This is a genomic window from Sulfuricella sp. (genome assembly GCF_035531155.1).
Taxonomy (GTDB): Bacteria; Pseudomonadota; Gammaproteobacteria; order Burkholderiales; family Sulfuricellaceae; genus Sulfuricella.
The window spans coordinates 36,816-62,608 of record NZ_DATKTK010000050.1 but is presented as its reverse complement, the minus strand read 5'-3'; the positions used below and the strand labels follow the sequence as shown (position 1 = coordinate 62,608).

Sequence of the window (25,793 nt, the reverse complement as noted above, 5' to 3'; positions counted from 1 at the left end):
CTTGGTTATTCGTGAACATTCGTGTCATTCGTGGTTAATCGCCGTTTTTAGGATTAAGCGACATGCAAACCAATCTCGTCGATTCCATCAAGCACACCGCCGCCGGCCAAGAGGCGGAGGCCATCCTGCGCGCCTGTGTGCATTGCGGTTTTTGCACCGCCACCTGCCCCACCTACCAGCTGCTCGGCAACGAGCTGGACAGCCCGCGCGGACGCATCTACCTGATTAAGCAGATGCTCGAAGGCGCCGAGGTGACGGAAAAAACCCTGCTCCACCTGGATCGCTGCCTCACCTGCCGCTCCTGCGAAACCACCTGCCCGTCCGGCGTGCGCTACGGCCGCCTGGTGGACATCGGTCGCGCCATCGCCGAGGAAAAGATCGGCCGCAGCCCGTGGCAGGCCGTGCAGCGCAGGCTGCTGCGCGCGGTGCTGCCCCGTCCGGCCATCTTCAATTCCCTGCTCACCCTCGGCCGCCTGTTTCGCCCGCTGCTGCCAGGCGCGCTGGCAAAGGAAGTGCCCATCGCCCGGCCGGCGAAACCCTGGCCAACCGCGCGACATGCTCGCACCATGCTGGTGCTGGAAGGCTGCGTGCAGCCCGGCTTGGCGCCCAACACCAATGCCGCCGCTGCGCGGGTGCTGGATCGGCTCGGCATTACGCTGTTCAGCGCCGAGAAAGCCGGCTGCTGCGGCGCGGTCAGCTATCACCTGAACGCCCATGCGGAAGGGCTGGACTACATGCGCCGCAATATCGACGCCTGGTGGCCCTACCTGGAACAAGGCACGGAGGCGGTGGTGATGACCGCCAGCGGCTGCGGCGCGATGGTCAAGGAATACGGCCACCTGCTGCGCGACGATCCGGCCTATGCCGGGAAAGCGGCACGGATTTCCGGCCTCACCCGCGACCTGAGCGAGATTCTCGCTGCGGAAAAGGACGGGCTGTTCTGCCTGCTCTCGCCAGCCCCGCGCGGCAAGGTGGCATTCCATTCCCCCTGCACCTTGCAGCACGGGCAAAGAATCGTCGGCGTGATTGAGGAATTGCTGACCAGGGCCGGCTACGAGCTTACGCCGGTAGCGGACAAACACCTGTGCTGCGGCTCGGCGGGAACCTATTCGATACTGCAGAAGGAATTGTCGCAGCAGTTGCTGCGCAACAAGCTGGATGCGCTGCAAAGCGGGAGCCCGGCGCAGATCGCCAGCGCCAACATCGGCTGCCAGGCCCACCTGCAAAGCGGCACCGACCTGCCGGTGCGCCATTGGATCGAACTGCTGGATGAGGCGTTAGCCTAGTGTTTGGTAATTAACCGGAGGCTTCGCCCACCATCATGAACATGAATACCTCGATCGGCTCTTACGACTACATCATCATCGGCGGCGGAACAGCCGGCTGCGTACTGGCCAACCGCCTGTCCAGCGACCCCGACATCAAGGTCCTGTTACTCGAAGCGGGCGGCAAGGATAACTACTTGTGGATTCATATTCCGGTCGGGTATCTGTATTGCGTCGGCAACCCTCGTACCGACTGGTGCTTCAAAACCGAGCCCGAACCCGGCTTGAACGGGCGCGCCATTGGCTACCCCCGCGGCCGGGTACTCGGCGGCAGCTCATCGATCAACGGCATGATCTACATGCGCGGCCAGGTACGCGATTTCGAGAAATGGCAGGCGCAGGGCAATCCCGGCTGGGGATGGGACGAGGTCCTGCCCTACTACAAACGCTCTGAAGACTACGCGCGCGGCGCGGACGAGATGCACAACACCGGCGGCGAATGGCGGGTTGAACAGCAGCGGTTGTCGTGGGAAATCCTCGACGCCTTTCGCGATGCAGCCGCCGAGGTCGGCATTCCCAAGGTCATCGACTTCAATCGCGGCAATAATGAGGGGTGTGGCTATTTCGAAGTCAATCAGAAACGCGGCGTGCGCTGGAATGCCTCAAAAGGTTTCCTGCGCCCCGCCCTGAGTCGCCCCAACATCAAAGTCATCACCAACGCGGTCGTGCGGCGCCTGCGCTTCGAAGGCAAGCGTGTCATTGGCGTTGAGTTCTGGCAGAACAATCAAGCCTTCCAGGCTGATTCCACTCTCGAAACCCTGCTCGCTGCGGGAGCAGTGAGTTCGCCCCAGATTCTGCAATGTTCCGGTATCGGCCCGGCTCCATTGCTGCAACAACACGGCATCCCGGTAATTCACGAACTGCCCGGGGTCGGCGAGAACCTCCAGGATCACCTGCAACTGCGCATGGCGTTCAAGGTGAAAAACACCCGCACCCTGAATGAAACTGCCGGAAGCCTGCTGGGGCGGCTCGGCATGGGGCTGCAATATCTGCTCTTCCGGAGCGGCCCGCTCTCCATGTCCCCCAGCCAGCTTGGCGCTTTTGTCCGCTCGGATGAAAGCCAGGTCACTCCGAATCTGGAATACCACGTGCAACCCTTGTCGCTCGACAAGTTCGGCGATCCGCTGCATGATTTCCCGGCCTTTACTGCCTCGGTGTGCAATCTGCATCCGGAAAGCCGCGGCCATATCCGCATCAAGAGCGCCGACAGCCGCGAAGCACCGCTTATTCAGCCCAATTACCTGTCCACCGAGGGCGACCGCAAAGTGGCGGCAGATTCGCTGCGCCTGACGCGCCGCATTGTCGCCGCCCCGGCCTTGCAACGCTACACGCCGGAAGAGTTCAAGCCTGGCCCCGCCTGCCAAAGCGATGAAGAATTGGCCAAAGCGGCCGGCGACATCGGCACGACCATTTTCCACCCGGTCGGTACCTGCAAAATGGGCAATGACCTCAAAGCCGACCCCATGGCAGTGGTCGACGCGCGGTTGCGCGTGCATGGTATCGCCGGCCTGCGGGTGGTGGATGCATCGATCATGCCGGCCATCACCTCGGGCAACACCAGTTCGCCGGTGGTCATGTTCGCCGAGAAAGCCAGCGACATGATCCGGGAAGACCGAAAGCTGGGCAAGATTGCTTAAGCGGGTCTTTCTCGCCAACATTCCGCTGCTGTTCGTCCTGCTATGGAGCACCGGCTTCATCGGCGCAAAATACGGCTTGCCCTACGCGGAGCCCTACACGCTGCTGTTCCTGCGCTTCGTGCTGACGCTGGCTCTGCTCGTCGCGCTGATCGCGTACTTCAAACCCGCTCCCCCGGCAAACTGGCGCCAGCGCTTCCATTTGATGGTCAGCGGCAGCCTGATCCACGGTGCCTATCTGGGGGGCGTGTTCACCGCGATCAAGGCCGGCATGCCCGCCGGCCTGTGCGCGTTGATTGTCGGGTTGCAGCCGTTGCTGACCACGATCTCCGCTCCACTGCTGCTGGGTGAGCGAGTCACTCGCATGCAGTGGTTGGGCGTGGTGCTCGGGCTGTTCGGGCTAACCCTGATTTTCGCCGCCGGCAGCAACCATGCGGCACCGTTCAACCAGCACGCGGCATGGGCCGCCGTAATCGCACTGCTGGGCATCACGGCGGGGACGCTCTACCAGAAGAAATTCTGCGCCCACAATGAAATCCTCAGCAGCGCGTTCTTCCAGTACCTTTCCACCGTGGTGATTTTCGGGCTCGGCACCTATCTGTTCGAAAGCCGTGAAATCCAGTTCACCCATCAGCTGATCTTCGCCATCTTCTGGCTGGCCATCGTGCTGTCAATCGGCGCCATCCTGCTGCTCAACTATCTCATCAAGCACGGCGAGATCCACAAAGTTTCCAGCCTGTTTTATCTGGTGCCCGCCGTCACCGCACTTGAGGCCGCATGGCTGTTTGACGAAAAGCTCGGCATCGAGAAGATCGCCGGCATGTCCATCGTGACCTTTTCTGTGTTCATCGTCGTGCGCCGTGGCCAATAAGGCCGACTCGAACATAATATTTGTTCGAACCCTGACCGGGTACCAGCTTGCAATTCCATTTCTCTATCAAAAAAACACTAACCGCAAAGGACGCAAAGGTTGCAAAGGAAAAACCAAACCCTCAGACATGCCAGCCTGATTGCTTTTCCTTTGCGTCCTTCGCGTCCTTTGCGGTGAAAGATTTTTGCTGTTTATTGTTGGATTGAATGCAAATTGGAATAAGTCAGGAGTGCGCCACGATGCAGCGCTTGACCGCTTCCGCATCAGCCTCCATGACTTCAAAGCGCTGCGGCAGCTTCTCTATCCCCACCAGCTCAGCCGGGCGCTCGGGCTCGCAGCCCAGCGCTTCGCGGATGGTTTCCTCGAATTTGGCGGGCAGCGCGGTTTCCAGACAGACCAGAGGAATGCCCGCTTCGCGGTGCTCCAGCCCCACTTTTACGCCGTCGGCGGTATGGGTATCGATCATCACGCCGTACCGCTGATGCATGCGGCGTATGGTTTCCAGCCGGTTGGCGTGATTACTGGAACCGGATTCGAAGCCGAATTCCCTGACCCTGGCGAAATACGGCGTTTTGGAAAGATCAAAACTTCCGCCGGCGTCCACTTCCTTCCATAGCTCATTCACGATTGCCGGATCGCGTCCGACCAGATCGTAAACAAAGCGCTCGAAGTTGGACGCCTTGGAGATATCCATCGACGGGCTACTGGTATGCTGCGTTTCCGGACGGGGACGATAAACGCCGGTGCGGAAGAACTCGTCGAGCACGTCGTTCTCGTTGGTGGCGACGATCAGCTTGTGGATCGGCAAACCCATCTGGCGGGCGATATGGCCGGCGCAGACGTTGCCGAAATTGCCCGATGGCACGGAGAAAGACACTTCCTCGTCGTTGTTTTTAGTCACCGCGAAATAGGCCTTGAAGTAGTACACCACCTGGGCCGTGACGCGCGCCCAGTTGATCGAGTTGACTGCGCCGATCTTGTGTTTGGCCTTGAATTCCAGGTCGTTGGAGACGGCCTTGACGATGTCCTGGCAGTCATCGAACGCGCCCTTCACGGCGATGTTAAAAATGTTCGGGTCCAGCAGGGAGAACATCTGGGCGGTCTGGAACGGGCTCATCTTTCCCTGCGGCGAGAGCATGAACACTCTGATTCCTCTTTTTCCGCGCATGGCGTATTCCGCCGCGCTGCCGGTATCGCCCGAAGTCGCGCCGAGGATGTTGATCTCGGCGTTTTCCTTGGCCAGCACATACTCGAACAGGTTGCCGAGCAACTGCATCGCCACATCTTTAAAAGCCAGGGTCGGGCCGTAGGACAGGCCGAGGATGTGCAGCCCCGGTTCCAGCGTCTTCACCGGAGTGATCTCGTCGCTGCAGAAAATCGCGGCGGTGTAGGTCTTGTCGACGATGGCCCTGAGGTCGGCGGCAGGAATGTCGTCGGCGAAGCGGCGGATCACCTCGAATGCCAGCTCGCGGTAGCTCATGCCGCGCATGGCGGCGAGCTCTTCCTTGCTGAACTTGGGGTAAGCTTCGGAGATGGTCAATCCGCCATCGGTAGCGAGGCCGCCGAGCAGGATTTCGGTGAAAGTCTTGGGCGGCATGCCGCCGCGGGTGCTGAGATATTTCATATTTAAAACCTCACCGCGGAGACGCGGAGACGCAGAGGAAATCGCTTGAAACCCTCTGCGCCTCCGCGCCTCTGCGGTTCAAATTGCCGTTGATTAGTTCGATCCCAGTGCTTCCATGCGTATCCGCGTCACCTTGCCTGAAATCGAAGGCAGCGCCTCGATTTTGGCGATCGCCTGGTTGATGTGTTTCTCCACGGTTTCGTGCGTCAGCAGGATCACGTCCGCCTGGTCCTCGCCTTCAGCGGGCTCTTTCTGGATCATAGCGTCGATCGAGATACCCAGATCGGCCAGGATGCGCGTCACATCGGCCAGCACGCCGGGCTTGTCGAACACGCGCAGGCGCAGATAGTAGGAGGTGCGAACCTCGTCGATCGGCAGTACCGGCACATCGGACAAGGCGTCCGGCTGGAAGGCCAGGTGCGGCACGCGGTTCTCCGGATCGGAGGTGAGCATCCGGGTCACGTCCACCAGGTCCGCTACCACCGCGCTGGCGGTCGGCTCCGCACCGGCGCCGCGGCCGTAATACATGGTCGCGCCGACGGCGTCGCCTTTCACCAGCACCGCGTTCATCACGCCTTCCACGTTGGCGATCAGGCGCTTGGCCGGGATCAGCGTCGGGTGGACGCGCAGCTCGATGCCCTTGTCGGTGCGTTTGGTGATGCCGAGCAGCTTGATGCGGTAGCCCAGTTCCTCGGCGTAGGCGATGTCTTCCTTGGTCAGCTTGCTGATGCCCTCGGTGTAGGCCTTGTCGAATTGCATCGGAATGCCGAAGCCGATCGCCGCCATGATGGTAAGCTTGTGCGCGGCGTCGACGCCCTCGATGTCGAAGGTCGGGTCGGCCTCTGCGTAGCCGAGTTCCTGCGCCTGTTTAAGCACGGTATCGAAGGCCAGGCCCTTGTCGCGCATCTCGGTCAGGATGAAGTTGGTGGTGCCGTTGATGATGCCGACGATCCACTCGATGCGGTTGGCGGTGAGGCCCTCGCGCAACGCCTTGATGATCGGGATACCGCCTGCCACCGCCGCCTCGAAGGCAACCATCACGCCCTTGGCCTGCGCCGCCTTGAAGATTTCATTGCCGTGCAGCGCCAGCAGCGCCTTATTCGCCGTGACCACGTGCTTGCCGTTGGCGATCGCTTTCAGGATCAGTTCCTTGGCGAGCGTAGTACCGCCGATCAGCTCGACGACGATATCGATGTCCGGGTTGTTCACCACTGCCATCGGGTCGGCGGTGATTTCCAGCTCTGGGCCGGCGAGTTTCCGTGCCATTTCCAGGTTGCGATCCGCCGCCATCTTGATGCGAATCTCGCGCCCGGCACGACGGGTGATTTCCCCGGCATTGCGCCGCAATACCGTGAGGGTGCCGCCGCCGACGGTGCCCAGGCCTAACAATCCTACGTTGATGGGTTTCATATGTGAGTTTTCAATTATCCGTTGTCAGTAATCAGTTCAGGAGCCATGCCGCTTGCGGTAATGCTCGAGGAAGCGCGCAATGCGTCCGATGGCCTCGGTGAGGTCGTCCACGTTGGGCAGAAACACCACCCGGAAATGGTCGGTATTGGGCCAGTTGAAGCCGCTGCCCTGAACCAGCAGGACCTTCTCCTCGAGCAGCAGCTCGAGGATAAACTCCTGGTCGTCGGCAATCGGATACATTTTCGGGTCGAGCCTGGGGAACAGATACATCGCCCCCTGCGGCTTGACGCAGGACACACCGGGGATGTCGGTCAGCAGTTTCCAGGCGAGGTCGCGCTGCTTAGCCAGACGACCGCCGGGCGCGACCAGATCGTTGATGCTCTGATAGCCGCCGAGTGCGGTCTGAATGCCGTATTGCGCCGGCACGTTGGAACACAGCCGCATCGAGGCGAGCATGGTCAGCCCCTCGACATAGTCCTGGGCATGACGCTTTTCACCCGAGACCACCAGCCAGCCGGCGCGATAGCCGGCGGCGCGGTAGTTCTTCGACAGCCCGTTGAAGGTGATGAACAGCACATCGTCAGCCAGCGAGGCGATCGAAGTGTGGGTCGCGCCATCGTACAAGACCTTGTCGTAGATCTCGTCGGCGTAGATGATCAGTTGGTGCTGACGGGCAATCTCGACGATCTCCTGCAGCAGTTCCACCGGATACAGCGCACCGGTCGGGTTGTTCGGGTTGATCAGGACGATGGCGCGGGTATTCGGGCCGATCTTGCCGCGGATGTCGTCCAGGTCGGGCAGCCAGCCCGCCTGCTCGTCGCAGATGTAGTGGCGCGTCACGCCACCCGCCAGGGTCACTGCCGCGGTCCACAACGGGTAGTCCGGCGTCGGCACCAGCACTTCATCGTCGGTATTCAACAGTGCCTGCATCGCCATCACGATCAGCTCGGACACGCCGTTGCCGATGTAGATGTCCTCCATCTGCACATCGCGAATCTTTTTTTCCTGGGTGTAGTGCATGATCGCCTTGCGCGCGGCGAACAGCCCCTTGGAATCGGAATAGCCGGAGGCATTGGGCAAATTGTGAATCACGTCCTGGAGAATTTCTTCCGGTGCTTCGAAACCGAACGGCGCCGGATTGCCGATGTTGAGCTTGATGATGCGGTGACCGTCCTCCTCCATCTGCCGGGCGCGCGCCATCACCGGGCCACGGATGTCGTAGCAGACGTTGGCGAGCTTGGTGGATTTAAGTACGGGTTGCATGGCTTCGAGCCCCTTTTTGCGCCGGCGACGTAGTCGCTCCACAGAATGCGCTTAAAAGGTATAATCTTACCCGACCGTCCCTTGTCCCGCAAATGGAGGCCCACCTTGAAATTCCACCTGGCCGACGCTGCCGGCTTAAACCTTTTCACCGGCTACGACACCGATTATGTCGCGGTCAACCATCAACACTATCAAGCCAGCCTGATCGTGCTGCCGGATCGGATCGTCGAAAAATGGCCGCCGCAAAGCTTCGCAGCGCTGGAGGCCGCCCATTTCGAGGCCATTCTGGAATTAATGCCGGAGATCGTACTGCTCGGCACCGGCAGCACCCTGCGCTTTCCTCACCCCCGCCTGACGGAGGCGCTGATCCGGATGCATATCGGCGTAGAGGTGATGGACACCCCGGCGGCCTGCCGCACCTACAACATCCTCGCGTCCGAGGGCAGGAAAGTGGCAGCGGTGCTGCTGCTGGGCTAGAGCCTGTAGGCTGGGGTAAGCTTAGCGCACCCCAGCCGGGGTCAAATCGCTGGGGTTCGGTTTCCTCACCCCAGCCTACGGACTGAGGGCAGAATATCGCGGAAACTGCGAATCGCCCGGAATTCCGCCACATCCTTGACCGGCAGTTGCGTATCCGGCCGATGCACCGCAAGCAGATGGGCAATGCCGTAATCCCGCGCCGAGCGCAGCACCGGCAGGCTGTCGTCCACCAGCAGCGTGGCGATGGGGTCAAAGCGCTCGGCGGATTGGAGCTTGCCCCAGAACTCGGGATGTTCCTTGGGCACGCCGATGTCGTGGGCACAAATCACCGCGTCGAAATAGCCATCCAAACGGGTTTTGCGCATCTTCAATGCCAGGCTTTTATGGTGGGCGTTGGTCACCAGCACAGTACGCCGGCGGCTGCCGTGCAGCGCTGCAAGAAAATCGGTGACATGCGGATGCACGGCGATGAGATGCTCCACTTCCTCCTTGAGTCGGGCGATGTCCAGCCCCAGTTCGCGCGTCCAGTAATCCACGCAATACCATTCCATGGTACCCACCACCTTGTGGTATCGCGGCGCCAATGCATCCTGCGCCTCCGCATAGCTCAGGCCATGCTTCTCGGCGTAGCGCAGCGGCACATGCTCGAGCCAGAAATGGTTGTCGAAATGCAGGTCGAGCAAGGTGCCATCCATGTCGAGGAAAACGGTATCGATTAGATTCCAGTTCAGCATTGTTCAGTCCTGAGTACGAAGTTCTGAGCCGGCTTTACCCGACACGCAGCACTCAGTACGGTTTCCCTTGATCGATTGGCTCACGCTATGTAATCATGAAACCGATAAGGTCACAATCACAAAATATATTTTTGGCAGTAGGGAAACCGCGTAACCGCCGGCCGCCTGCTCGTGGTAAACCCCAGTGGCTTCCATCACGCCATGCGCTTCGGTCAGGGAAACGCCTTGCTTGGTAAGCCACGCCGACAGGGCTTCCAACCCGGCTTTGTCGTTGCTGACCACTTCGGTCTTATGCTTGTCCGCTACCGGGTCAAGCAGGGTACAATCCAGGTTGGCCTTGGAAACGTCGATACCCAGATAAACCATGGGAGTCCTCCTTGCAGCTCAGGGTGTCTTTCACTGCCGCGTACCTTGTCCATACAGGGTCTCTGGTTCCCAGGTCCTTGGCTGCCGACCAGTGTGGTGTCCGGCGGAAAGAGAGGCGGAGGTCCCTATCTACAAATCAAGGTTCGACCCTTCAGGTTGACTCAAGCTCTCCCCGCCTCGTAGGGTGGAAGCCAACCACCACGGGAAACAAGATACAAGATCGGGCTTCAGCCCGACATGTCGGGTTAAAACCCGACCTACAATGACAGCATTTCATGTTCACTGACTACCAGCCTCTAAACTTGCGACTCAGCACTCAAAAAATTAGTTATGGCAGAATCCCCAATTAACGATGCACGCGAATTTCATTTCACTGCGCAAGATTTCGAACGTATCCGCAAGCTGATCTATGATCGGGCTGGCATTTCCCTGTCGCCCGCCAAGCAGGACATGGTCTACAGCCGCCTGGCGCGACGTTTGCGTACGACACGAATACCTAGCTTTAACGAATACCTGGCCCGCCTTGAGCGTGGCGACGATGTGGAAATGGAGGCTTTCACCAACTGCCTCACTACCAACCTCACCTCCTTTTTCCGCGAGCAGCATCATTTCCCGCTCCTGGCCGAGCATGTAAAAAAGCGCGGCATGAAGCAGCCGATCTCGCTCTGGTGCTCTGCCGCCTCTACCGGTGAAGAGCCCTATTCCATGGCCATGACCATGGTGGATCTGTTCGGCACATTCACCCCGCCGGTGCACATCCTGGCGACGGATCTGGACACCATGGTATTGCAACAGGCCCAGGAAGGCGTCTATCCGCTGGAGCGGCTGGAAAAGATGCCGGAGGAAATGGTGAAAAAGTTTTTTCTCAAAGGCACCGGACAGCATGAAGGACAGGCCCTGGTGCGCCAAGAATTGCGCGACATGATCACCTTCAGGCAAATCAACCTGCTCGATGAATCCTGGCCGATGCGCGGGCCGTTCGATGCGATTTTCTGCCGCAATGTCATGATCTATTTCGACAAAAAAACTCAATACGATGTACTGAAGAAGTTCGTCCCGCTGCTGCACAAGGACGGCTTGCTGTTTGCCGGCCACTCGGAAAGCTTTTATCATGCCGCCGATTTGTTCAAATCGCTGGGCAAGACCGTCTATGAACTATCGCCCCAGGCCAAGCACCTCGCTCTCGCTGCCCATAGATAACCGGGGGACAGAAAGGCGTTCACAACAACACCAGCGTTGAACGCGAGAAGGATTATGAGTCTCGTCTGGATTACGCCAAGATGGAAAGCGCGACGTGGAACTATTTTGAGCGGAGGAGAGGGGCTGCCAGCCTCTCGCCCCTAGCCCCTCACCTCAAACATGGAAGTTTATATGACCATCAAAGTTCTCATTGTCGCTGACTCTGCACTCATCTGCAGTGCGCTCAAGGAGATTATCGAAAGCCACAAAGATTTAAAGGTGGTCGGTTCAGCGCCCGATCCCCTCGTCGCCAGAAAAATGATCCAGACGCTGAACCCCGACGTGATCACCCTCGATGTCGAAATGCCGCGCATGGATAGCCTGGATTTCCTGGAAAAACTGATGCGCCTCAGGCCCATGCCGGTGGTGATGATTACTACCCTCACCGAGAAAGGCTCCGACATCACCTGCCGCGCGCTGGAACTGGGCGCGGTCGATTTCGTTTCCAAACCCAAACTCGATATCAGCCGCAGCTTGCAGGAATACAGCGATGAAATCGCCGACAAGATCCGTGCCGCCGCCAAGGCGCGCCTGAGAAAGGCTCCGGCCATGACAGTCCAGAAGAGTCTGACGGCCGATGCCATACTGCCATCCCTGTCCAATCATATCGCCTCGACAGAAAAATTGATTATCGTTGGCGCCTCCACGGGTGGAACCGAGGCGATCAAGGACTTCCTCATCAAATTGCCGTCGGACTGCCCCGGCATCGCCATCACTCAGCACATGCCGGAAACTTTCACCAAGTCGTTCGCCCAGCGCCTCGACACGCTGTGCAAGATTTCGGTGAAAGAAGCCGAAAATGGCGACCGCATCCTGCCAGGTCATGCCTTTATCGCGCCGGGACATTCCCACTTGATGGTAAAGCGCAGCGGCGCCAATTACATCTGCGAGCTATCCGATGGACCGCCCGTCAATCGTCACCGTCCCTCGGTGGACGTCCTGTTCCGTTCCGCTGCGAATCATGTGGGTAAGAATGCAATCGGCGTGATTCTTACCGGCATGGGCAAGGATGGCGCCAAGGGGATGCTGGAGATGAAGCAGGCAGGCGCCTTCAATTTCGCCCAGGATGAAGCCAGTTGCGTGGTGTTCGGCATGCCCAAGGAAGCCATCCTCACTGGCGGCGTCGATGAAGTCGTGCCACTGCATGACATGGCTGCGCGCGTTATGACCTACTTGACAAGTCTGGGCACGCACGCCTTCCGTGTTTAGACTTGCTATCTCTACAGTAATCCGCAAAATTCGTACCGACTGATTTTCCCGGGATCCTTGATTTCTCAGAGGGTATCGTCTCGCGATATCCCCTTGCGCTTCAAGCTGCGGCGCAAAAGTTTCAAGGCCTCCACCTGAATCTGGCGCACCCGCTCACGGGTGATATCCAGGGTGTCAGCTACTTCCTCCAGGGTGTGAATGGCGTGCCCGTTCAAGCCAAAGCGCCGCTCTATCACGCAGCGCTGTTTGTCTCCCAGTTCCTCCAGCCACTGACGCACAAGCGCCTCAAGCTCGGTGTGCTGCAGTTGCAGTTCTGGCGAGAGGGTGTTCTCGTCAGGAAGCGCATCACACAGGGAGAGGCTAGGGTCGATATCCAGCGGCGTATCCAGGGATGCTATGCGCTCATTCAGGTTCAGCACGTAGCGCACATCGGCCACTGGCTTGCCCAGCAAGTGCGCCACCTCTTCCACGCTGGGTTCGTGGTTCTTGTGGGCCTCAAGGTGACGAAACGCCTGCAGGCAGATGTTCATCTCCCGGATCACATGCACCGGAATGCGGATAGTGCGCGACTGGTTCATGATGGCGCGTTCGATATTCTGCCGTATCCACCAGGTGGCGTAGGTGGAAAAGCGGAACCCCCGCTCCGGATCGAATTTTTCCAGGGCATGGATGAGCCCCAGGTTGCCTTCCTCGATCAGGTCCAGCAATGCCATGCCACGACTCACGTAGTGCTTGGCGATATTCACGACCAACCGGAGATTGCACTCGATCATCCGCTGGCGCGCATCGAAATCTCCCAGCTTCACCCGGCATGCCAGGGTGTACTCCTCGGCAGCGCTCAGCAGCTCATTCTGACCTATTTCATTGAAGTAGATCAGCATGGGATCGGATTGATGCTCGCTTGGATTCTCTTTCAGCTCCGGCGCCACATCGGCCTTCTCCTCTTCAAGAGCAGCCTTCCCTACACCCGGGAATTCCTCTTCTTCGCCAAAGATATCATCGCTCATGCGGGTCTGTCATTCCCTATAAGGACTCCGACTTTACTACGGGCTGAAGCCCGTGGAAGGCCGTTTGCGGCAGATATTTTATCGGATCGACCGGTTTGCCAAACCGCCGTATCTCGAAATGCAGCTTGACCTGATCGGCATCGGAATCACCCATTTCGGCAATTTTCTGGCCCCTGATCACGTTCTGCCCTTCCTTGACCAGAATCTTGTGATTGTGCGCGTAGGCGCTCAAATAAGTCTTGTTGTGCTTGATGATCACCAATTTTCCATAGCCGCGCAGTCCGCTACCGCTATAAACCACTTTGCCCGGTCCCGCAGCGAGAACCGGTTGACCGCTCTTCCCGCCGATATCCAGGCCTTTGCCAGAACCGGATGACTCATTGAACGGCGCGATCACCTTGCCCGCAGCGGGCCAGTTCCATTCGACCCGCTCATCATCATCGGCCTGGATACCCTCTTTTTTCTCTGCCGGCAATTCAGCCGACGCTGGCTTGTCCTGGGATTCCGCCCTGGCCGTGGAACCCTTTTCTGCCTGTTCTGCATGCGATTCCGCACGGGCTTTAGCCCGTAGCGGATCGGAGTCCCCTAGCGGGGAATAAGCCAGCTTAACCGCTTTGGGCTGGGTCTTCAGCAACGGATCCTCGACGGCTTGCCGGGCATCCACCACCGACCCGGCTTTCAACGGAGTGACCACTACCGTCTGTGGAGAGACATTAAACTTCAATTGCTGGCCGATGCGGATGGTGTAGGGCGACGTGATGCCGTTCCACTCCGCCACTTCCTTGTAGTCGAAGCCATGCTCCAGCGCGATACCATATAAGGTATCGCCCTTCTGCACAGTATAAGCCTGGGGACGCCCGTCCCCGTCCTTCCTGCTTGTAACGGGTGCCTTTTGGGCCATTGAAACACGCTCGACCACAGGCGCACTCGACTTTGTCGATGCGCAACCGCTTACCATCAAAGCAAATGCACTAGCGGCCAGGACAGCGCCTAGGTTCATGCCAACCCCGGCAATAGCGGCACGAATTTCACCACTTCCAGCGTCGTTTGACGATATTCTTCAGCGGTATGTTCGATCAGACAAAGGCGCTGCTCGCCGGTTCCAATCGGGAACACCATCCGCCCACCCTCGGCCAATTGCGGCAGCAGCGCCTCCGGCACGTGGGTGGCAGCCGCAGTCATGATGATGCCGTCGAACGGCCCCAGTTCCTCCAACCCGAGGGAGCCGTCTGCATGCTTGACCTTGATGTTGGCGGCGCGAATTTCGCGCAGATGCCCCCGCGCCTTCATCAGCAGCGGCGCGATCCGCTCAACGGAATACACTTCCTTCGCCAGGCGTGCCAGCACGGCAGTCTGATAGCCGCAGCCCGTGCCGATTTCCAGTACTCGGCCCAGCGATCTGCCGCCGCGCAGCAACTCAGTCATGCGCGCAACGGTTTGGGGGTTGGAAATGGTCTGCCCGAAACCGATCGGCAGCGAGCAGTCTTCGTAGGCGCGGGTGGCCAATGCCTCGTCCACGAAAATATGGCGCGGCACGGAAGCCATCGCATCGAGCACCACCTCGTCCTTGATGCCCTGGCTGCGCAAGCGCTCCACCATGCGCACACGGGTACGCTGCGAAGTCATGCCGATGCCACTGAATTTCGCACTCATAACCACCCTTTGATCACGTCCATCTGCCCATAATGAGTCAAGTCGATCTGCAACGGCGTCACAGAAACCATGCCGCGTGCCACAGCACCGAAATCCGTGCCGGCCCCGGCATCCTGCGCAGCGCCGGCCGCGCCCACCCAGTATACCGTTTCGCCACGCGGGTTCTCCGATTTCACCACCGGCTCGGCCTTGTGGCGCCTGCCCAGCCGCGTGACTTCCCGGCCCTGAATTTGCTCGTAGGGAACATCCGGCACGTTGACGTTCAACAGCACCGGACTGGTGAAGGGCTGATCCTGGTGGTGCTTGACAATCTCGGCGACCACGCGTGCTGCAGCGACATAGTTGCCAGCCCCCCTGCTCACCAAGGACACAGCGATTGAGGGGATACCCAGGAGGTAGCCTTCAGTTGCCGCCGCCACCGTACCGGAATAAATCGTGTCGTCGCCCATGTTGGCACCGTGGTTGATGCCCGAAATCACCATGTCAGGCAGATGATCCAGCATGCCGGTCACGGCAAGATGGACGCAGTCGGTGGGGGTGCCGTTCACGTAATAGAAACCGCTATGGGCTCTGCGTAAGCTTAGCGGGCGATCAAGTGTGAGCGAGTTGCTGGCACCGCTGCGGTCGCGCTCTGGGGCGACTACAGTGATATCGGCAAGGGAGGAAAGTGTTTCGGCAAGGCAGGCCAAGCCAGGAGCGAAATAACCGTCATCGTTACTCAACAGAATCCGCATCGTTGATTTTTACGGTTGGCCAGTGAAATCTCGAAGCGGCATACCCATTCGGGCTTCCGCTTCAATTATTAGTTGGTCGGGGCGAGAGGATTTGAACCTCCGACCACTTGCACCCCATGCAAGTACGCTACCAGGCTGCGCTACGCCCCGAGAAACGGCATTATAGCCGAAACCTCCGGGCTCGGCTACATTCGAAGCATTTCCAGCACGCTTTTGATTTCCCGTCTTAGCAATGCCAGATCCATCGTATGGCCTGCTTCAGATATGGCGTCTGCGACCACTGCCGGCGCTTGCTGATCACCCGCGTCTTCCAGGCGATGGCGCGCGCCGCTGATGGTGAAACCCTGTTCGTACAGCAGGTCGCGGATGCGACGCACCAGCAGCACCTCGTGGTGCTGGTAGTAGCGGCGATTGCCGCGCCGTTTCACCGGCTTGAGCTGGGTGAACTCCTGCTCCCAGTAGCGCAGTACGTGGGGCTTGACCCCGCACAATTCGCTCACTTCACCAATCGTGAAATAACGCTTTGCCGGAATCGGCGGTAAATCAGGCTTGCTTGCGAGTTCCGCCATTTGCGGCCTCTAATTGATAGGATTCTTCCACCATCGCCTTCAACTTCTGGCTGGCATGAAAGGTCACCACGCGCCGCGCGGTGATCGGAATTTCTTCACCGGTTTTGGGATTGCGGCCAGGACGTTCGGGCTTGTCACGCAATTCGAAGTTGCCGAACCCGGACAACTTGACGCCTTCCCCTTTTTCCAGGGATACGCGAATCTCTTCAAAGAAGGATTCCACCATGTCCTTGGCTTCCCGTTTGTTCAATCCCACTTTTTCGAACAGCATGTCTGCAAGTTCTGCTTTTGTTAATGTCATGTCCGTTCCTCAATTACGTAACTTCGCGCCGAAGCGGGAAGTCAAAACTTCAGCAAGTTGCGCGGTCACCGCGTCTACTTCTTCATCGGTCAGAGTCTGTCGAGTATCTTGCATCAACACCCGGAATGCAAGACTTTTTTTACCCAAATCAATGCCTTTGCCTCGATAAACATCAAACAACGCGAGCTCGGCGACGACATCCGGCAAGTGCTCACTCATGCCATCAAGCAAGGTCTGCACGCTGACTCCCTCGTCCACGACCACCGCGATATCGCGGCGCACCACCTGAAACTTCGAGATCTCGGCAAACGCCGGAACCCGACCGCGCAGCATCACGGCCATATCCAGCTCGAACAATACCGGCGCAGCCGGCAGCTCGTATTTCTGCTGCCACTTCGGATGTAGCGTGCCTATCCAGCCGAGAAACTCACCTTCCAGCCACACCTTTGCTGACTGACCGGGGTGCAACGCTGGATGCGAGGCGGCTTCGAAGCGGGGAACCGCAGGCCAGAAGAGGGCTTCCACATCCGCCTTGGCGTCATAAAAATCCACTGCGCGCACCGCCTCGCCCCACTGCTCGGGCTTGGCGTTGCCGTAACACAGGCCGGCGATTCTTTCAGGCTGGTTAAAGCCATCTGCCGACCGGTAGAAGCAGCACCCGGTTTCAAACAGGCGCACGCGTTCCTGCTTGCGGTTGAGATTGAAGCACAGGTTATCGATCAACCCACCGAACAGGGTCGAGCGCATTACGCCCATCTGGCTGGCAATCGGGTTTTTTAGCGGCAGCGGACTGTCGTTGCCGGCAATATCGCGCTCCCACGCCGCGTCGACAAAACTGTAATTGATCACTTCCTGGTAATCGCGCGCAGTCAGCAGCGCCCGCAGCGCATCCCGCCCCCGCGCCGCCTCGGACTGGGCCAGCATGTTCAGACTGCCTCGGGGTGGCAGTGCGGGGATGTTGTCGTAGCCGTAGAGCCGCGCCATTTCTTCGATCAGGTCGGCCTCGATGGCCAGATCGAAGCGATAGCTCGGCGGTGTGACCTGGAATACCCCGCCGTCTTCGGCAAAATCGAATTGCAGGCGGGACAGCAGCGCCGCTATTTGGACTGCGCTCAAACCTATGCCCAGCACCTGATTGACGCGCGCCACCCGTAGCCGGATCGGCGCACGCTGCGGCAATTCAGCCGCCACCTCGGTGATCTCGCCTGCCGCGCCGCCGCAGATTTCCAGCAGCAACAGCGTTCCCCGCTCCAGTGCAGCACGCGTTGCGGCGAAATCCACACCGCGTTCGAAACGATAGGATGAATCGGTGGAAAGGGTCAGCCGGCGCGCCTTGCCGGCGATCGTTTCCGGGCTGAAGAAGGCGCTTTCCAGGAAAATATCGACGGTCTCATCAGACACCGCGCTGGCCTGGCCGCCCATCACGCCTGCCAGTGCCAGAACCTGGACAGCGTCGCTGATGACCAGCATGTCGGAATCCAGTGCTGCCGTCTGCTGGTTGAGCAGTTCCAGTCGCTCTCCGGAACGGGCGAAACGCACGCTGATGCCGCCCTGAATTTTCGCCAGGTCAAACGCATGCAGCGGTTGCCCCAGTTCCAGCAGAACGTAATTGGTCACATCCACGATCGCACTGATCGGACGCAGTCCGCTTCTTTTCAGCCGGCGTGCCATCCATTCCGGCGTAGTTGCCATCGCATTGAGGCCTTTCAGCACCCGACCGCAATAACGCGGACAAGCCGCGGGTTTATCCACCGCAACAGCGATCCGGTCAGGAATGGAGGCAGGCACGACCACCGCATTCGGCAGGTTCAACGCCGCGCCCGTCACCGCCGCCACTTCGCGCGCCACGCCGGTTACGCTCAGGCAGTCGCTGCGGTTGGGAGTAAGCTTGAGGGTGTACAGCTTGTCGTCGAGGCCGAGATAGTCGCGGATCGATTGCCCGACCGTCGCATCGGACGGCAGCAGCAACAGGCCGCTGCTTTCATCGGCCAGTCCCAGCTCCTGCTCGGAACACAGCATGCCGAAGGATTCGACGCCACGCACCTTGGCCTGCTTGATCGCCATCTTCGGCAGTTGCGCACCGACCAGGGCGCACGGAACCTTCGCTCCGGCACGAACATTGGCCGCACCGCACACAATCTGCAACGGTTCGCCGGCACCGATATTGACCCGGCAGACATTCAGCCGGTCGGCATCGGGATGCTTCTCCAGCGACAGCACTTCTCCCACCACCACCTTGTCGAAGGGAGGCGCGACCGATTCCAGCGCCTCCACCTCCAGCCCCGCCATGGTCAGGGCATGGGCGAGCCGGTCACTGTCGAGATCGGGATTGACGTAGGCACGCAGCCAGTTTTCGGAAAATTTCATTCAGTTGAACTGCCTTAAAAATCTCAGATCGCTCTCAAAGAACAACCTCAAATCGTTCACGCCGTAACGCAGCATCGCCAGGCGCTCAACACCCAGACCGAAGGCAAAACCGAGGTATTTCTCGCTGTCCACGTTGACGTGGCCAAACACGTTGGGGTGCACCATGCCGCAGCCCAGCACTTCGAGCCAGCCGGTATGGCTGCACACGCGGCAACCCGTGCCGCCGCACATCACGCAGCCGATGTCCATTTCCGCCGAAGGTTCGGTAAAGGGAAAGAACGAGGGACGAAAGCGCACCTTGAGGTCATCGCGCTCGAAGAAGCGCTGCATGAAATCGGCCAGCACGCCCTTGAGTTCGGCGAAGTTCACCTGCTCGTCCACCCATAGCCCCTCAACCTGATGGAACATGGGTGTGTGCGTGACGTCGGAATCGCAGCGGTATACCCGGCCCGGCGCGATGGCCTTCAGCGGCGGTTGATGATTCTGCATATAGTGCACCTGCACCGGCGAGGTATGAGTGCGCAGCACATGCTGGTCGTCCACGTAGAAGGTGTCGTGCATGGCACGGGCGGGATGATTCTCGGGAATATTCAGCGCGGTGAAGTTATAGAAATCGCTCTCGATTTCCGGCCCTTCTGCGACGCTGAAACCGATGGAACGGAACAAGGCCTCGATGCGCTGTAGAGTGCGCGTAACCGGATGCAGGCCGCCCACCCCCAAACCGCGGCCTGGCAGCGTCACATCGAGCGCTTCCTGCGCCAGTTGAGCCTGCAGCAGCCGCTCCTGTATCGCCTCACGCCGATCTTTCAGGGCCTGCTCCAGCAAGTCCTTCGCCTGGTTGATGCGGGCACCCGCTTCACGGCGCTCATCGGGCGGCATTTTGCCGAGCTGCTTGAGCTGCTCGGTGAGCACGCCACTCTTGCCCAGATAGCGCGCCTTGGCCTGCTCCAGCTCAGCCGGATTATCTATTCCGGCGAAGGCAGCCTGCGCTTCTTTCAGGATTGCGTCTAGATTTTGCATTTATTTTTCGTCGATGCGGCATACGCAACGGAGGGATGCGCATGGCGCATCCTACAAATGAAACCACCCAAACAAAAAAAGGAGGCCTCTCAGCCTCCTTTTTCTTTACTGCTGGCTAGGCAGCGAGGCGGACTTTTACCTGATCCACGATGTGTGCAAAAGCGGGCTTGTCGAACACCGCCAGATCGGCCAGAACCTTGCGGTCCACTTCGATTGCGGCTTTCTTCAGGCCGTTCATGAACACGCTGTAAGTCAGGCCCAGTTCGCGAGCTGCCGCGTTGATACGGACAATCCACAGCGCGCGGAATTGGCGCTTCTTCTGGCGACGGTCACGATAAGCATACTGACCGGCTTTCATCACCGCCTGTTTGGCGATGCGGTATACGTTCTTGCGGCGGCCGCGGAAACCCTTGGCCTGTTCCAGAACTTTCTTGTGGCGCGCGCGCGCCGTTACACCACGTTTAACTCTTGGCATTTTTCCGTCTCCTTACGCGTAGGGCATCATGGCGCGAACCGACTTCATGTCGCTCGCACAAACCATCGTAGTACCGCGCAGCTGACGCTTGCGCTTGGTCGTTTTCTTGGTCAGGATGTGGCGCAGGTGGGAATGGGTGCGCTTGATACCGCCGCCACCCAGAGACTTGAAGCGCTTGGCAGCGCCGCTCTTGGTTTTCATCTTAGGCATGTTCAACTCCTACATTTTAGCTTGATGCCAGGCGCTCCCCTGCGGGGAAACTTGGTAGCCTGAACACCACTTGTTTTTAGCGGTCAACAATACCGATCTGTTGACCGCCAGATTCCTATTACTTCTTCTTCGGCGACAACACCATCACCATCTGACGGCCTTCCATTTTCGGGAACTGCTCGACCGTACCGTGTTCCATCAGATCGGCCTCAACGCGCTTGAGGAGCCGCAAACCGATCTCCTGGTGCGCCATCTCCCGACCGCGGAAACGCAGCGTGATTTTGCACTTGTCGCCTTCTTCCAGAAAACGGATCAGATTGCGCAACTTGATCAGATAGTCGCCCTCGTCCGTTCCCGGACGAAACTTCACTTCCTTGACCTTGATCTGAATCTGCTTCAGCTTGGCTTCGTGCTGCTTCTTGCTTTCGCGGTATTTGAACTTGCCGTAATCCATCAAACGGCACACCGGCGGCTGGGCTTGCGGAGCGATCTCGACCAGGTCGATCTCGGCATCTTCCGCCATTTTCATGGCCTCGGCCAGGCTAACTATGCCAAGCGGCTCACCTTCCACACCGACCAAACGAATCTCGGGCGCAGTAATCTCGCCATTGATTCGTGATTCTTTTTCCTGAGCGATAGCAAAACCTCCAAAATCAAAAAAATTAAACCGTACCTACCCTCTCGGCGACCTCGCCTTTGAGCCGCTCAATCAACGCTTCGAGCGGCATCTGGCCTAGGTCTTCGCCTTTACGGGTACGTACGGCAACCTGTTTCGAAGCCACCTCTTTGTCCCCCACGATCAGGAGGTAAGGCAGCCTTTGCAAACTATGTTCCCGTATTTTATAGGTTATTTTCTCATTTCTCAAGTCCGCCTCGACGCGCAGACCATTCTTTTTGAGCTCGGCCACCACCTCACGCACATAATCCGCCTGGGCATCGGTGATATTCATGACCACCAACTGCTGCGGTGCCAGCCACATCGGGAAAGCCCCGGCGTAGTGTTCGATCAGGATGCCGATGAAGCGCTCGAGCGAGCCGAGAATGGCGCGGTGCAGCATTACCGGCGTCTGCTTGGCGCTCTCTTCGTTGATGTAGGTTGCGTCCAGCCGGCCAGGCATGGAGAAGTCCACCTGAATGGTGCCGCACTGCCAGACGCGATTCAGGCAGTCACGCAGCGAAAATTCGATCTTCGGCCCATAAAATGCCCCCTCGCCCGGCTGCAGTTCGAATTCCAGACCCTTGCGCTTGAGCGCCGTTTCCAGAGCTGCCTCGGCCTTGTCCCACACCTCGTCGGAGCCGACGCGCTGCTCCGGCCGGGTGGAAAGCTTGACGACAATATCGTCGAAGCCGAATTCAGCATAGACCTTTTGCAGCAGGTCGATGAAGGTCGCCACTTCATCCTGGATCTGCGCTTCGGTACAAAAAATATGAGCATCGTCCTGGGTGAAGTTGCGCACCCGCATGATGCCGGCGAGCGTGCCGGAAGGCTCGTTCCTGTGGCAAGAGCCGAATTCGGCCAGCCGCAGGGGCAGATCGCGGTAGCTCTTCAGGCCCTGGTTGAACACCTGGATATGGCACGGGCAGTTCATCGGCTTGACTGCGTAATCGCGATTTTCCGAATGGGTGGTGAACATCATCGCCTGGAACTTGTCCCAGTGACCGGATTTCTCCCACAGGGAGCGATCCACCACCTGCGGCGTGCGGATTTCCTGGTAGCCGTTGTCGCGGAACACGCCGCGCATGTACTGCTCGACGATCTGGTACAGCGTCCAGCCCCTGGGATGCCAGAACACCATGCCCGGCGCTTCTTCCTGGGTATGGAACAGGTCCAGCAGCTTGCCGATCTTGCGGTGGTCGCGCTTTTCGGCTTCTTCCAGACGATGCAGATAGGCTTCCTGGTCTTCCTTCTTCGACCAGGCTGTGCCATACACGCGCGTCAGCATTTCGTTCTTCGAGTCGCCGCGCCAGTAAGCCCCTGCCACCTTCATCAGCTTGAACACCTTGAGCTTGCCGGTGGAGGGTACGTGCGGGCCACGGCACAGGTCGGTGAAGTCACCCTGGGCATACAGCGACACATCCTCGTCGCTGGGAATGGATTCGATGATCTGCGCCTTATACTGCTCGCCCAGCCCCTTGAAGAAGGCAATGGCGTCAGAGCGCGGCAGCACCTTGCGTTCGACTTTCAGGTCGGCCTTTGCAAGCTCCGCCATTTTCTTTTCGATGGCCAGCAGGTCATCAGGCGTGAACGGGCGCTTGTAGGAGAAATCGTAGAAGAAGCCATCCTCGATCACCGGGCCGATCGTAACCTGAGCATCAGGGAAGAGGGATTTTACGGCTTGCGCGAGGAGATGCGCAGTGGAGTGGCGGATCACTTCCAGGCCTTCTGCATCCCGGTCGGTGATAATAGCCAGTTCGGCATCCACCGCGATGAGGTGGGAGGTATCCACCAGCTTGCCGTCGACCTTGCCGGCCAGTGCCGCGCGAGCCAAACCCGCACCGATGCTGGCAGCCACTTCGGCTACCGTTACTGGCTGATCGAATTTGCGCTCGGAGCCATCAGGCAAGCGAATAACAGGCATTTGAATCCTACCAAAACAAAAGTGCGGCATGGCCGCACTTTTTAAGAATTTGGTAGGCGCGATTGGACTCGAACCAACGACCCCCACCATGTCAAGGTGGTGCTCTAACCAGCTGAGCTACGCGCCTAAAAAAACGAATTCTAACCTAATTTCGCCTACGATTCAATTAGCATTTGAACAGATTACTCGTACTCGCTAGCGTTTTTCCAATCCCGCAATCAGCCGATGATTATCGGCTTGGCCGCACGCCAGACGCTGAACTGTTTTGAATCGCCGCTGAAATTAATCACTATGGGTCTAAGTTCCCCGCCGCTTGCAGCGTATGAATAAAATTGCAATGAAAATCTATAATTTTCGAGCAATTCGTCACAATAACCCGCTGCTTGCGGCGGGGTTCTTTATTTAACCTCTCGCAGCTTGCGCCAATACTATTTCACTATGGGTGGTTTGGGTGGTTTGGGTGGTTTGGGTGGTTTGTGCATGATGCGCAAACATCATTTCCATGTGCTGTTCCATCATCTGCATGCCCGGTTGCGCCTGCGCCGAACAGCAACGCCGGTAAACGTGTCTGTTGAACTCCTTGGGTCAGCGGTAGGGTTGAAAAACCGTTGAGTTGCCGTCCCTGCGGACCAGCAGCACATCGTAGGGATCTTTGCGGTTGCCGTATTCCGGACCGTCCATGCCGGGTGAGCCGATCGGCATCGCGGGCACGGCAAGGCCCACGGCCTTGGGTCGCTCCTTCAGCAAGCGGTGAACTTCGCGCGCTGGCACATGGCCTTCCAGCGCATAGCCGCCAACGCTCGCCGTGTGGCACGAGCCGTACTTGATGGGCATGCCAAGTCGAACGCGAGCGTCGGTATTGCCGTCATCATGACTGCGCACTGAGAAGCCGTTCTGTTCCAGGTGCTTGATCCAGTCCTTGCAGCATCCGCAGGTGGGCGATTTCCAGACTTCGACCAGCGGCTTCGCCATTTGCGTGCCAATTGCTGTCGAGGCTTTAGGTGCTTGATCCTGCTGCTTGGGATGGTGCGCAGAGACTGCCAATGTGCTGTTTGAGATCAAGGCGCCGAAGATTAGGGCGATCAAGGGAAAGTTGTGCATGGCTGGGTTCCTTTTCGGATGGGTGGCACAAAATAAAACGTCCGCACCTTGCGCCGATGTGGACGTCGATACCATTTCTTCACCATAGGCACGGTTTGTCCCTGATGCGCTATCATCAATTGGCATCATTTCCTGATTTCCTGGCCTTGGGGGTTCACCAAGCGCATAAGGCATGTCGAGTGCCAATGTCGCAAGGGTAAATATGAAAAAATTGCTTCATTTTTCATTTTCTTCTTAAGGGGATGAGTGGTAACGTTTTTCTTGAAAATCGCCCCTATGTCTTCTGCAAATCGTCGCGTTTTTGCAAATAGTCCTCGCGCGTCAATTCCCCGCGGGCATAGGCCTCGTCCAGAATGTCGAGGGCGGACCGATGCGTTTCTTCCTTGGCGGGCGCGCCGAATTTTTGGCTACCGAACAGGTATTTGGCGAGAGCGAACAGCAGCAGGATGGGAACCAGCCAAATGAGCGCCATCCAGAACCAGCCGAAAATCATCCAGCCGCCGCTGCCGGACATCCAGCCTCCGTGATCCCATCCATACATGTCGCACTCCTTTCCACTTTCTACGTTCCCGTAGTCAGCGTTGTATCGGTTATGCCTTCAGGCTGTCGCGCACGCGTTCCAGCCGGGCGCGCGCTTCTTTTGCCACTTCCAGGATTTCAGGATTGTCGATGAGCTTCACCATCACGTCGGGATCCAGGAAAGCGACGGTGATCTTGCCGTCCGCTTCTTCGCGTACCACAACATTGCAGGGCAACAGCAGGCCGATGTCGGATTCCGCATCGATGGCACGGTTGGCCAGCGGCGGGTTGCAGGCGCCAAGAATGCGGTAGGGGCGTTTGTCGATATTGAGCTTTGCCTTCATGGTGGCCTTGACGTCGATATCGGTAAGCACGCCGAAGCCTTCCTTCTTCAGGCCTTCGACAGTTTTTTCAACTGCGGCGTCAAACGGTATGTCGAGTTGAATGCTGAAACCATACATAACTTCAATCTCCTAAAATAATAAAATGACAAACGAATGAATCTCCTGCCTTCCGATGGTGGGTGCTGCAGACGGGATAGCTTCGCAGGTATTCGGAGTAATTATCATTAAGTATAAATTATATCCCGTCTGATGCAATGTTGCTTAGCTTGCTTTTACTTGCCTTCCGTCTTCGTTTTTTGCAGCGGCGTGAAGCGCGCCTGTTCCGCGGATTGGCCCGGCAGGGTGGTGGAAACCACCACCTTCATGTCCGGTGCAAGGCCGAATTTGCCCGCCCCCTTCAGCACATTGTCGCTGGCAGGTTGCAGCTTCACCGAGGCTTTGTCTTTGCCGGAAAGCACGGTGGCCGTTCCGGCCGCAGCGTTGCTCGGTATTTTCGTACCAGCATGGTCAGTGAGGTAAACCGTAATTTCGTTGGCCTTCACCACCAGCTCGTAGTGGTACATGCCCGCCATGCGCAACTGCCCACCGTGCGGTGCGGCTTGGGTGTCGAGATATTCATCGCTGTGAGCAAACGCGCCTTGCGAGAAAATCAGGGATGCTGCCAGCAGTGACAAATTCAGGTATTTCATTTCATTTTCCTTTTCGATTAAAAAAACCGCATTCCCGTGAAGTCCGCGCCCATCCTGGACGCGGACAGGATAC

General features: G+C 58.4%; 27 protein-coding genes and 2 tRNA genes. 6 read left to right on the top strand and 23 right to left on the bottom strand.

The features are described from left to right. Nucleotides 1-62: 62 nt before the first annotated feature. Genes glcF through VMV64_RS10930 form a run of 3 tightly spaced genes read left to right on the top strand, consistent with a single transcriptional unit; the run spans nucleotide 63 to nucleotide 3,830 of the window. Nucleotides 63-1,286, top strand: coding sequence for a glycolate oxidase subunit GlcF (glcF, locus tag VMV64_RS10940; RefSeq protein WP_325330202.1), 1,224 nt, complete (start codon nucleotides 63-65; stop codon nucleotides 1,284-1,286). Between the two features lie 35 nt (nucleotides 1,287-1,321). Next, a complete protein-coding gene (locus tag VMV64_RS10935) occupies nucleotides 1,322-2,962 on the top strand; it encodes a GMC family oxidoreductase (protein ID WP_325330200.1) in 1,641 nt (546 codons plus the stop codon). Next, on the top strand, nucleotides 2,955-3,830 hold the full coding sequence (locus VMV64_RS10930) for a DMT family transporter (RefSeq protein ID WP_325330198.1): 876 nt from the start codon (nucleotides 2,955-2,957) through the stop codon (nucleotides 3,828-3,830). Before VMV64_RS10935 ends, VMV64_RS10930 begins: the two co-directional genes overlap by 8 nt. Nucleotides 3,831-4,053: 223 nt before the next feature. Here the strand turns inward: VMV64_RS10930 and thrC are convergent, their stop codons facing one another. The 3 genes from thrC to VMV64_RS10915 all read right to left on the bottom strand — a co-directional run bounded on the left by thrC (nucleotide 4,054) and on the right by VMV64_RS10915 (nucleotide 8,127). Then, a complete protein-coding gene (gene thrC / locus VMV64_RS10925; protein WP_325330195.1) occupies nucleotides 4,054-5,454 on the bottom strand; it encodes a threonine synthase in 1,401 nt (466 codons plus the stop codon). A 93-nt stretch (nucleotides 5,455-5,547) separates the two neighbouring features. Continuing rightward, nucleotides 5,548-6,864, bottom strand: a complete 1,317-nt coding sequence (locus VMV64_RS10920) for a homoserine dehydrogenase (protein ID WP_325330193.1) — start codon at nucleotides 6,862-6,864, stop codon at nucleotides 5,548-5,550. A gap of 36 nt (nucleotides 6,865-6,900) precedes the next feature. Beyond that, nucleotides 6,901-8,127 (bottom strand): pyridoxal phosphate-dependent aminotransferase, encoded by a 1,227-nt coding sequence (locus VMV64_RS10915; protein ID WP_325330191.1) that lies wholly within the window; start codon nucleotides 8,125-8,127, stop codon nucleotides 6,901-6,903. A 105-nt stretch (nucleotides 8,128-8,232) separates the two neighbouring features. On the opposite strand from VMV64_RS10915, the gene VMV64_RS10910 reads away from it, so the two are divergent. Next, nucleotides 8,233-8,604: an Mth938-like domain-containing protein gene (locus tag VMV64_RS10910; RefSeq protein ID WP_325330189.1), complete on the top strand. Its 372-nt coding sequence runs from the start codon at nucleotides 8,233-8,235 to the stop codon at nucleotides 8,602-8,604. 65 nt (nucleotides 8,605-8,669) lie between these two features. Here VMV64_RS10910 and yrfG read toward each other — a convergent pair whose 3' ends face one another. After that, the gene (yrfG, locus tag VMV64_RS10905; RefSeq protein ID WP_325330187.1) at nucleotides 8,670-9,338 is read right to left on the bottom strand and encodes a GMP/IMP nucleotidase; all 669 of its coding nucleotides are present in this window, start codon (nucleotides 9,336-9,338) and stop codon (nucleotides 8,670-8,672) included. A gap of 93 nt (nucleotides 9,339-9,431) precedes the next feature. Then, nucleotides 9,432-9,704, bottom strand: a complete 273-nt coding sequence (locus VMV64_RS10900; protein ID WP_325330185.1) for an IS110 family transposase — start codon at nucleotides 9,702-9,704, stop codon at nucleotides 9,432-9,434. 330 nt (nucleotides 9,705-10,034) lie between these two features. Here VMV64_RS10900 and VMV64_RS10895 point away from each other — a divergent pair, with 330 nt between their 5' ends. Together VMV64_RS10895 and VMV64_RS10890 are read left to right on the top strand one after the other, a co-directional pair. Further along, complete coding sequence (locus VMV64_RS10895) at nucleotides 10,035-10,904, top strand: CheR family methyltransferase (RefSeq protein WP_325330183.1); 870 nt, start codon at nucleotides 10,035-10,037, stop codon at nucleotides 10,902-10,904. Nucleotides 10,905-11,075: 171 nt separating this feature from the next. Continuing rightward, the gene (locus tag VMV64_RS10890) at nucleotides 11,076-12,152 is read left to right on the top strand and encodes a chemotaxis response regulator protein-glutamate methylesterase (RefSeq protein WP_325330181.1); all 1,077 of its coding nucleotides are present in this window, start codon (nucleotides 11,076-11,078) and stop codon (nucleotides 12,150-12,152) included. A gap of 65 nt (nucleotides 12,153-12,217) precedes the next feature. On the opposite strand, the gene rpoS is transcribed toward VMV64_RS10890, so the two are convergent. The 18 genes from rpoS to VMV64_RS10800 form a co-directional block, all read right to left on the bottom strand. Beyond that, the gene (rpoS, locus tag VMV64_RS10885) at nucleotides 12,218-13,159 is read right to left on the bottom strand and encodes an RNA polymerase sigma factor RpoS (RefSeq protein ID WP_325330179.1); all 942 of its coding nucleotides are present in this window, start codon (nucleotides 13,157-13,159) and stop codon (nucleotides 12,218-12,220) included. A 16-nt stretch (nucleotides 13,160-13,175) separates the two neighbouring features. Further along, nucleotides 13,176-13,997 carry a peptidoglycan DD-metalloendopeptidase family protein gene (locus VMV64_RS10880; RefSeq protein WP_325330177.1) on the bottom strand — a complete coding sequence of 274 codons (822 nt, stop codon included), beginning with the start codon at nucleotides 13,995-13,997 and terminating at the stop codon, nucleotides 13,176-13,178. A gap of 158 nt (nucleotides 13,998-14,155) precedes the next feature. Further along, nucleotides 14,156-14,812, bottom strand: a complete 657-nt coding sequence (locus VMV64_RS10875; RefSeq protein WP_325330175.1) for a protein-L-isoaspartate(D-aspartate) O-methyltransferase — start codon at nucleotides 14,810-14,812, stop codon at nucleotides 14,156-14,158. Then, nucleotides 14,809-15,546, bottom strand: coding sequence for a 5'/3'-nucleotidase SurE (surE, locus tag VMV64_RS10870; protein WP_325330173.1), 738 nt, complete (start codon nucleotides 15,544-15,546; stop codon nucleotides 14,809-14,811). Before surE ends, VMV64_RS10875 begins: the two co-directional genes overlap by 4 nt. A gap of 73 nt (nucleotides 15,547-15,619) precedes the next feature. Next, nucleotides 15,620-15,696: transfer RNA gene (locus VMV64_RS10865), tRNA-Pro, on the bottom strand. A gap of 35 nt (nucleotides 15,697-15,731) precedes the next feature. Continuing rightward, entirely contained in the window at nucleotides 15,732-16,115 is a 384-nt protein-coding gene (locus tag VMV64_RS10860; protein ID WP_325330171.1) for a MerR family transcriptional regulator, read from the bottom strand. Beyond that, nucleotides 16,090-16,416: an integration host factor subunit alpha gene (locus VMV64_RS10855; protein ID WP_325330169.1), complete on the bottom strand. Its 327-nt coding sequence runs from the start codon at nucleotides 16,414-16,416 to the stop codon at nucleotides 16,090-16,092. Before VMV64_RS10855 ends, VMV64_RS10860 begins: the two co-directional genes overlap by 26 nt. Nucleotides 16,417-16,425: 9 nt before the next feature. Beyond that, on the bottom strand, nucleotides 16,426-18,783 hold the full coding sequence (gene pheT / locus VMV64_RS10850; protein WP_325330167.1) for a phenylalanine--tRNA ligase subunit beta: 2,358 nt from the start codon (nucleotides 18,781-18,783) through the stop codon (nucleotides 16,426-16,428). Beyond that, nucleotides 18,784-19,803 carry a phenylalanine--tRNA ligase subunit alpha gene (gene pheS, locus VMV64_RS10845; RefSeq protein WP_325330165.1) on the bottom strand — a complete coding sequence of 340 codons (1,020 nt, stop codon included), beginning with the start codon at nucleotides 19,801-19,803 and terminating at the stop codon, nucleotides 18,784-18,786. 115 nt (nucleotides 19,804-19,918) lie between these two features. Continuing rightward, nucleotides 19,919-20,278, bottom strand: coding sequence for a 50S ribosomal protein L20 (gene rplT / locus VMV64_RS10840; protein WP_325330163.1), 360 nt, complete (start codon nucleotides 20,276-20,278; stop codon nucleotides 19,919-19,921). 12 nt (nucleotides 20,279-20,290) lie between these two features. Further along, the gene (rpmI, locus tag VMV64_RS10835) at nucleotides 20,291-20,488 is read right to left on the bottom strand and encodes a 50S ribosomal protein L35 (protein ID WP_325330161.1); all 198 of its coding nucleotides are present in this window, start codon (nucleotides 20,486-20,488) and stop codon (nucleotides 20,291-20,293) included. Nucleotides 20,489-20,606: 118 nt separating this feature from the next. After that, nucleotides 20,607-21,125 (bottom strand): translation initiation factor IF-3, encoded by a 519-nt coding sequence (infC, locus tag VMV64_RS10830; protein WP_325330233.1) that lies wholly within the window; start codon nucleotides 21,123-21,125, stop codon nucleotides 20,607-20,609. Nucleotides 21,126-21,150: 25 nt separating this feature from the next. Beyond that, nucleotides 21,151-23,067, bottom strand: a complete 1,917-nt coding sequence (thrS, locus tag VMV64_RS10825; protein WP_325330159.1) for a threonine--tRNA ligase — start codon at nucleotides 23,065-23,067, stop codon at nucleotides 21,151-21,153. 50 nt (nucleotides 23,068-23,117) lie between these two features. Beyond that, nucleotides 23,118-23,194: transfer RNA gene (locus tag VMV64_RS10820), tRNA-Val, on the bottom strand. A 458-nt stretch (nucleotides 23,195-23,652) separates the two neighbouring features. Next, a complete protein-coding gene (locus tag VMV64_RS10815; RefSeq protein ID WP_325330157.1) occupies nucleotides 23,653-24,168 on the bottom strand; it encodes a DUF411 domain-containing protein in 516 nt (171 codons plus the stop codon). Nucleotides 24,169-24,442: 274 nt separating this feature from the next. Beyond that, nucleotides 24,443-24,709, bottom strand: a complete 267-nt coding sequence (locus VMV64_RS10810; RefSeq protein ID WP_325330156.1) for an SHOCT domain-containing protein — start codon at nucleotides 24,707-24,709, stop codon at nucleotides 24,443-24,445. 49 nt (nucleotides 24,710-24,758) lie between these two features. After that, on the bottom strand, nucleotides 24,759-25,148 hold the full coding sequence (locus tag VMV64_RS10805; protein ID WP_325330155.1) for a DUF302 domain-containing protein: 390 nt from the start codon (nucleotides 25,146-25,148) through the stop codon (nucleotides 24,759-24,761). 155 nt (nucleotides 25,149-25,303) lie between these two features. Continuing rightward, nucleotides 25,304-25,720 carry a hypothetical protein gene (locus VMV64_RS10800; RefSeq protein ID WP_325330154.1) on the bottom strand — a complete coding sequence of 139 codons (417 nt, stop codon included), beginning with the start codon at nucleotides 25,718-25,720 and terminating at the stop codon, nucleotides 25,304-25,306. Nucleotides 25,721-25,793: the final 73 nt, after the last annotated feature.

Coding starts and splice junctions, on each gene's coding strand:
- glcF (WP_325330202.1), top strand. CDS start 63: ATGCAAACCAATCTCGTCGATTCCATCAAGCACACCGCCGCCGGCCAA.
- VMV64_RS10935 (WP_325330200.1), top strand. CDS start 1,322: ATGAACATGAATACCTCGATCGGCTCTTACGACTACATCATCATCGGC.
- thrC (WP_325330195.1), bottom strand. CDS start 5,454: ATGAAATATCTCAGCACCCGCGGCGGCATGCCGCCCAAGACTTTCACC.
- VMV64_RS10920 (WP_325330193.1), bottom strand. CDS start 6,864: ATGAAACCCATCAACGTAGGATTGTTAGGCCTGGGCACCGTCGGCGGC.
- VMV64_RS10915 (WP_325330191.1), bottom strand. CDS start 8,127: ATGCAACCCGTACTTAAATCCACCAAGCTCGCCAACGTCTGCTACGAC.
- yrfG (WP_325330187.1), bottom strand. CDS start 9,338: ATGCTGAACTGGAATCTAATCGATACCGTTTTCCTCGACATGGATGGC.
- VMV64_RS10900 (WP_325330185.1), bottom strand. CDS start 9,704: ATGGTTTATCTGGGTATCGACGTTTCCAAGGCCAACCTGGATTGTACC.
- VMV64_RS10895 (WP_325330183.1), top strand. CDS start 10,035: ATGGCAGAATCCCCAATTAACGATGCACGCGAATTTCATTTCACTGCG.
- VMV64_RS10890 (WP_325330181.1), top strand. CDS start 11,076: ATGACCATCAAAGTTCTCATTGTCGCTGACTCTGCACTCATCTGCAGT.
- rpoS (WP_325330179.1), bottom strand. CDS start 13,159: ATGAGCGATGATATCTTTGGCGAAGAAGAGGAATTCCCGGGTGTAGGG.
- VMV64_RS10875 (WP_325330175.1), bottom strand. CDS start 14,812: ATGAGTGCGAAATTCAGTGGCATCGGCATGACTTCGCAGCGTACCCGT.
- surE (WP_325330173.1), bottom strand. CDS start 15,546: ATGCGGATTCTGTTGAGTAACGATGACGGTTATTTCGCTCCTGGCTTG.
- VMV64_RS10860 (WP_325330171.1), bottom strand. CDS start 16,115: ATGGCGGAACTCGCAAGCAAGCCTGATTTACCGCCGATTCCGGCAAAG.
- VMV64_RS10855 (WP_325330169.1), bottom strand. CDS start 16,416: ATGACATTAACAAAAGCAGAACTTGCAGACATGCTGTTCGAAAAAGTG.
- pheT (WP_325330167.1), bottom strand. CDS start 18,783: ATGAAATTTTCCGAAAACTGGCTGCGTGCCTACGTCAATCCCGATCTC.
- pheS (WP_325330165.1), bottom strand. CDS start 19,803: ATGCAAAATCTAGACGCAATCCTGAAAGAAGCGCAGGCTGCCTTCGCC.
- rplT (WP_325330163.1), bottom strand. CDS start 20,278: ATGCCAAGAGTTAAACGTGGTGTAACGGCGCGCGCGCGCCACAAGAAA.
- rpmI (WP_325330161.1), bottom strand. CDS start 20,488: ATGCCTAAGATGAAAACCAAGAGCGGCGCTGCCAAGCGCTTCAAGTCT.
- thrS (WP_325330159.1), bottom strand. CDS start 23,067: ATGCCTGTTATTCGCTTGCCTGATGGCTCCGAGCGCAAATTCGATCAG.
- VMV64_RS10815 (WP_325330157.1), bottom strand. CDS start 24,168: ATGCACAACTTTCCCTTGATCGCCCTAATCTTCGGCGCCTTGATCTCA.
- VMV64_RS10810 (WP_325330156.1), bottom strand. CDS start 24,709: ATGTATGGATGGGATCACGGAGGCTGGATGTCCGGCAGCGGCGGCTGG.
- VMV64_RS10805 (WP_325330155.1), bottom strand. CDS start 25,148: ATGTATGGTTTCAGCATTCAACTCGACATACCGTTTGACGCCGCAGTT.
- VMV64_RS10800 (WP_325330154.1), bottom strand. CDS start 25,720: ATGAAATACCTGAATTTGTCACTGCTGGCAGCATCCCTGATTTTCTCG.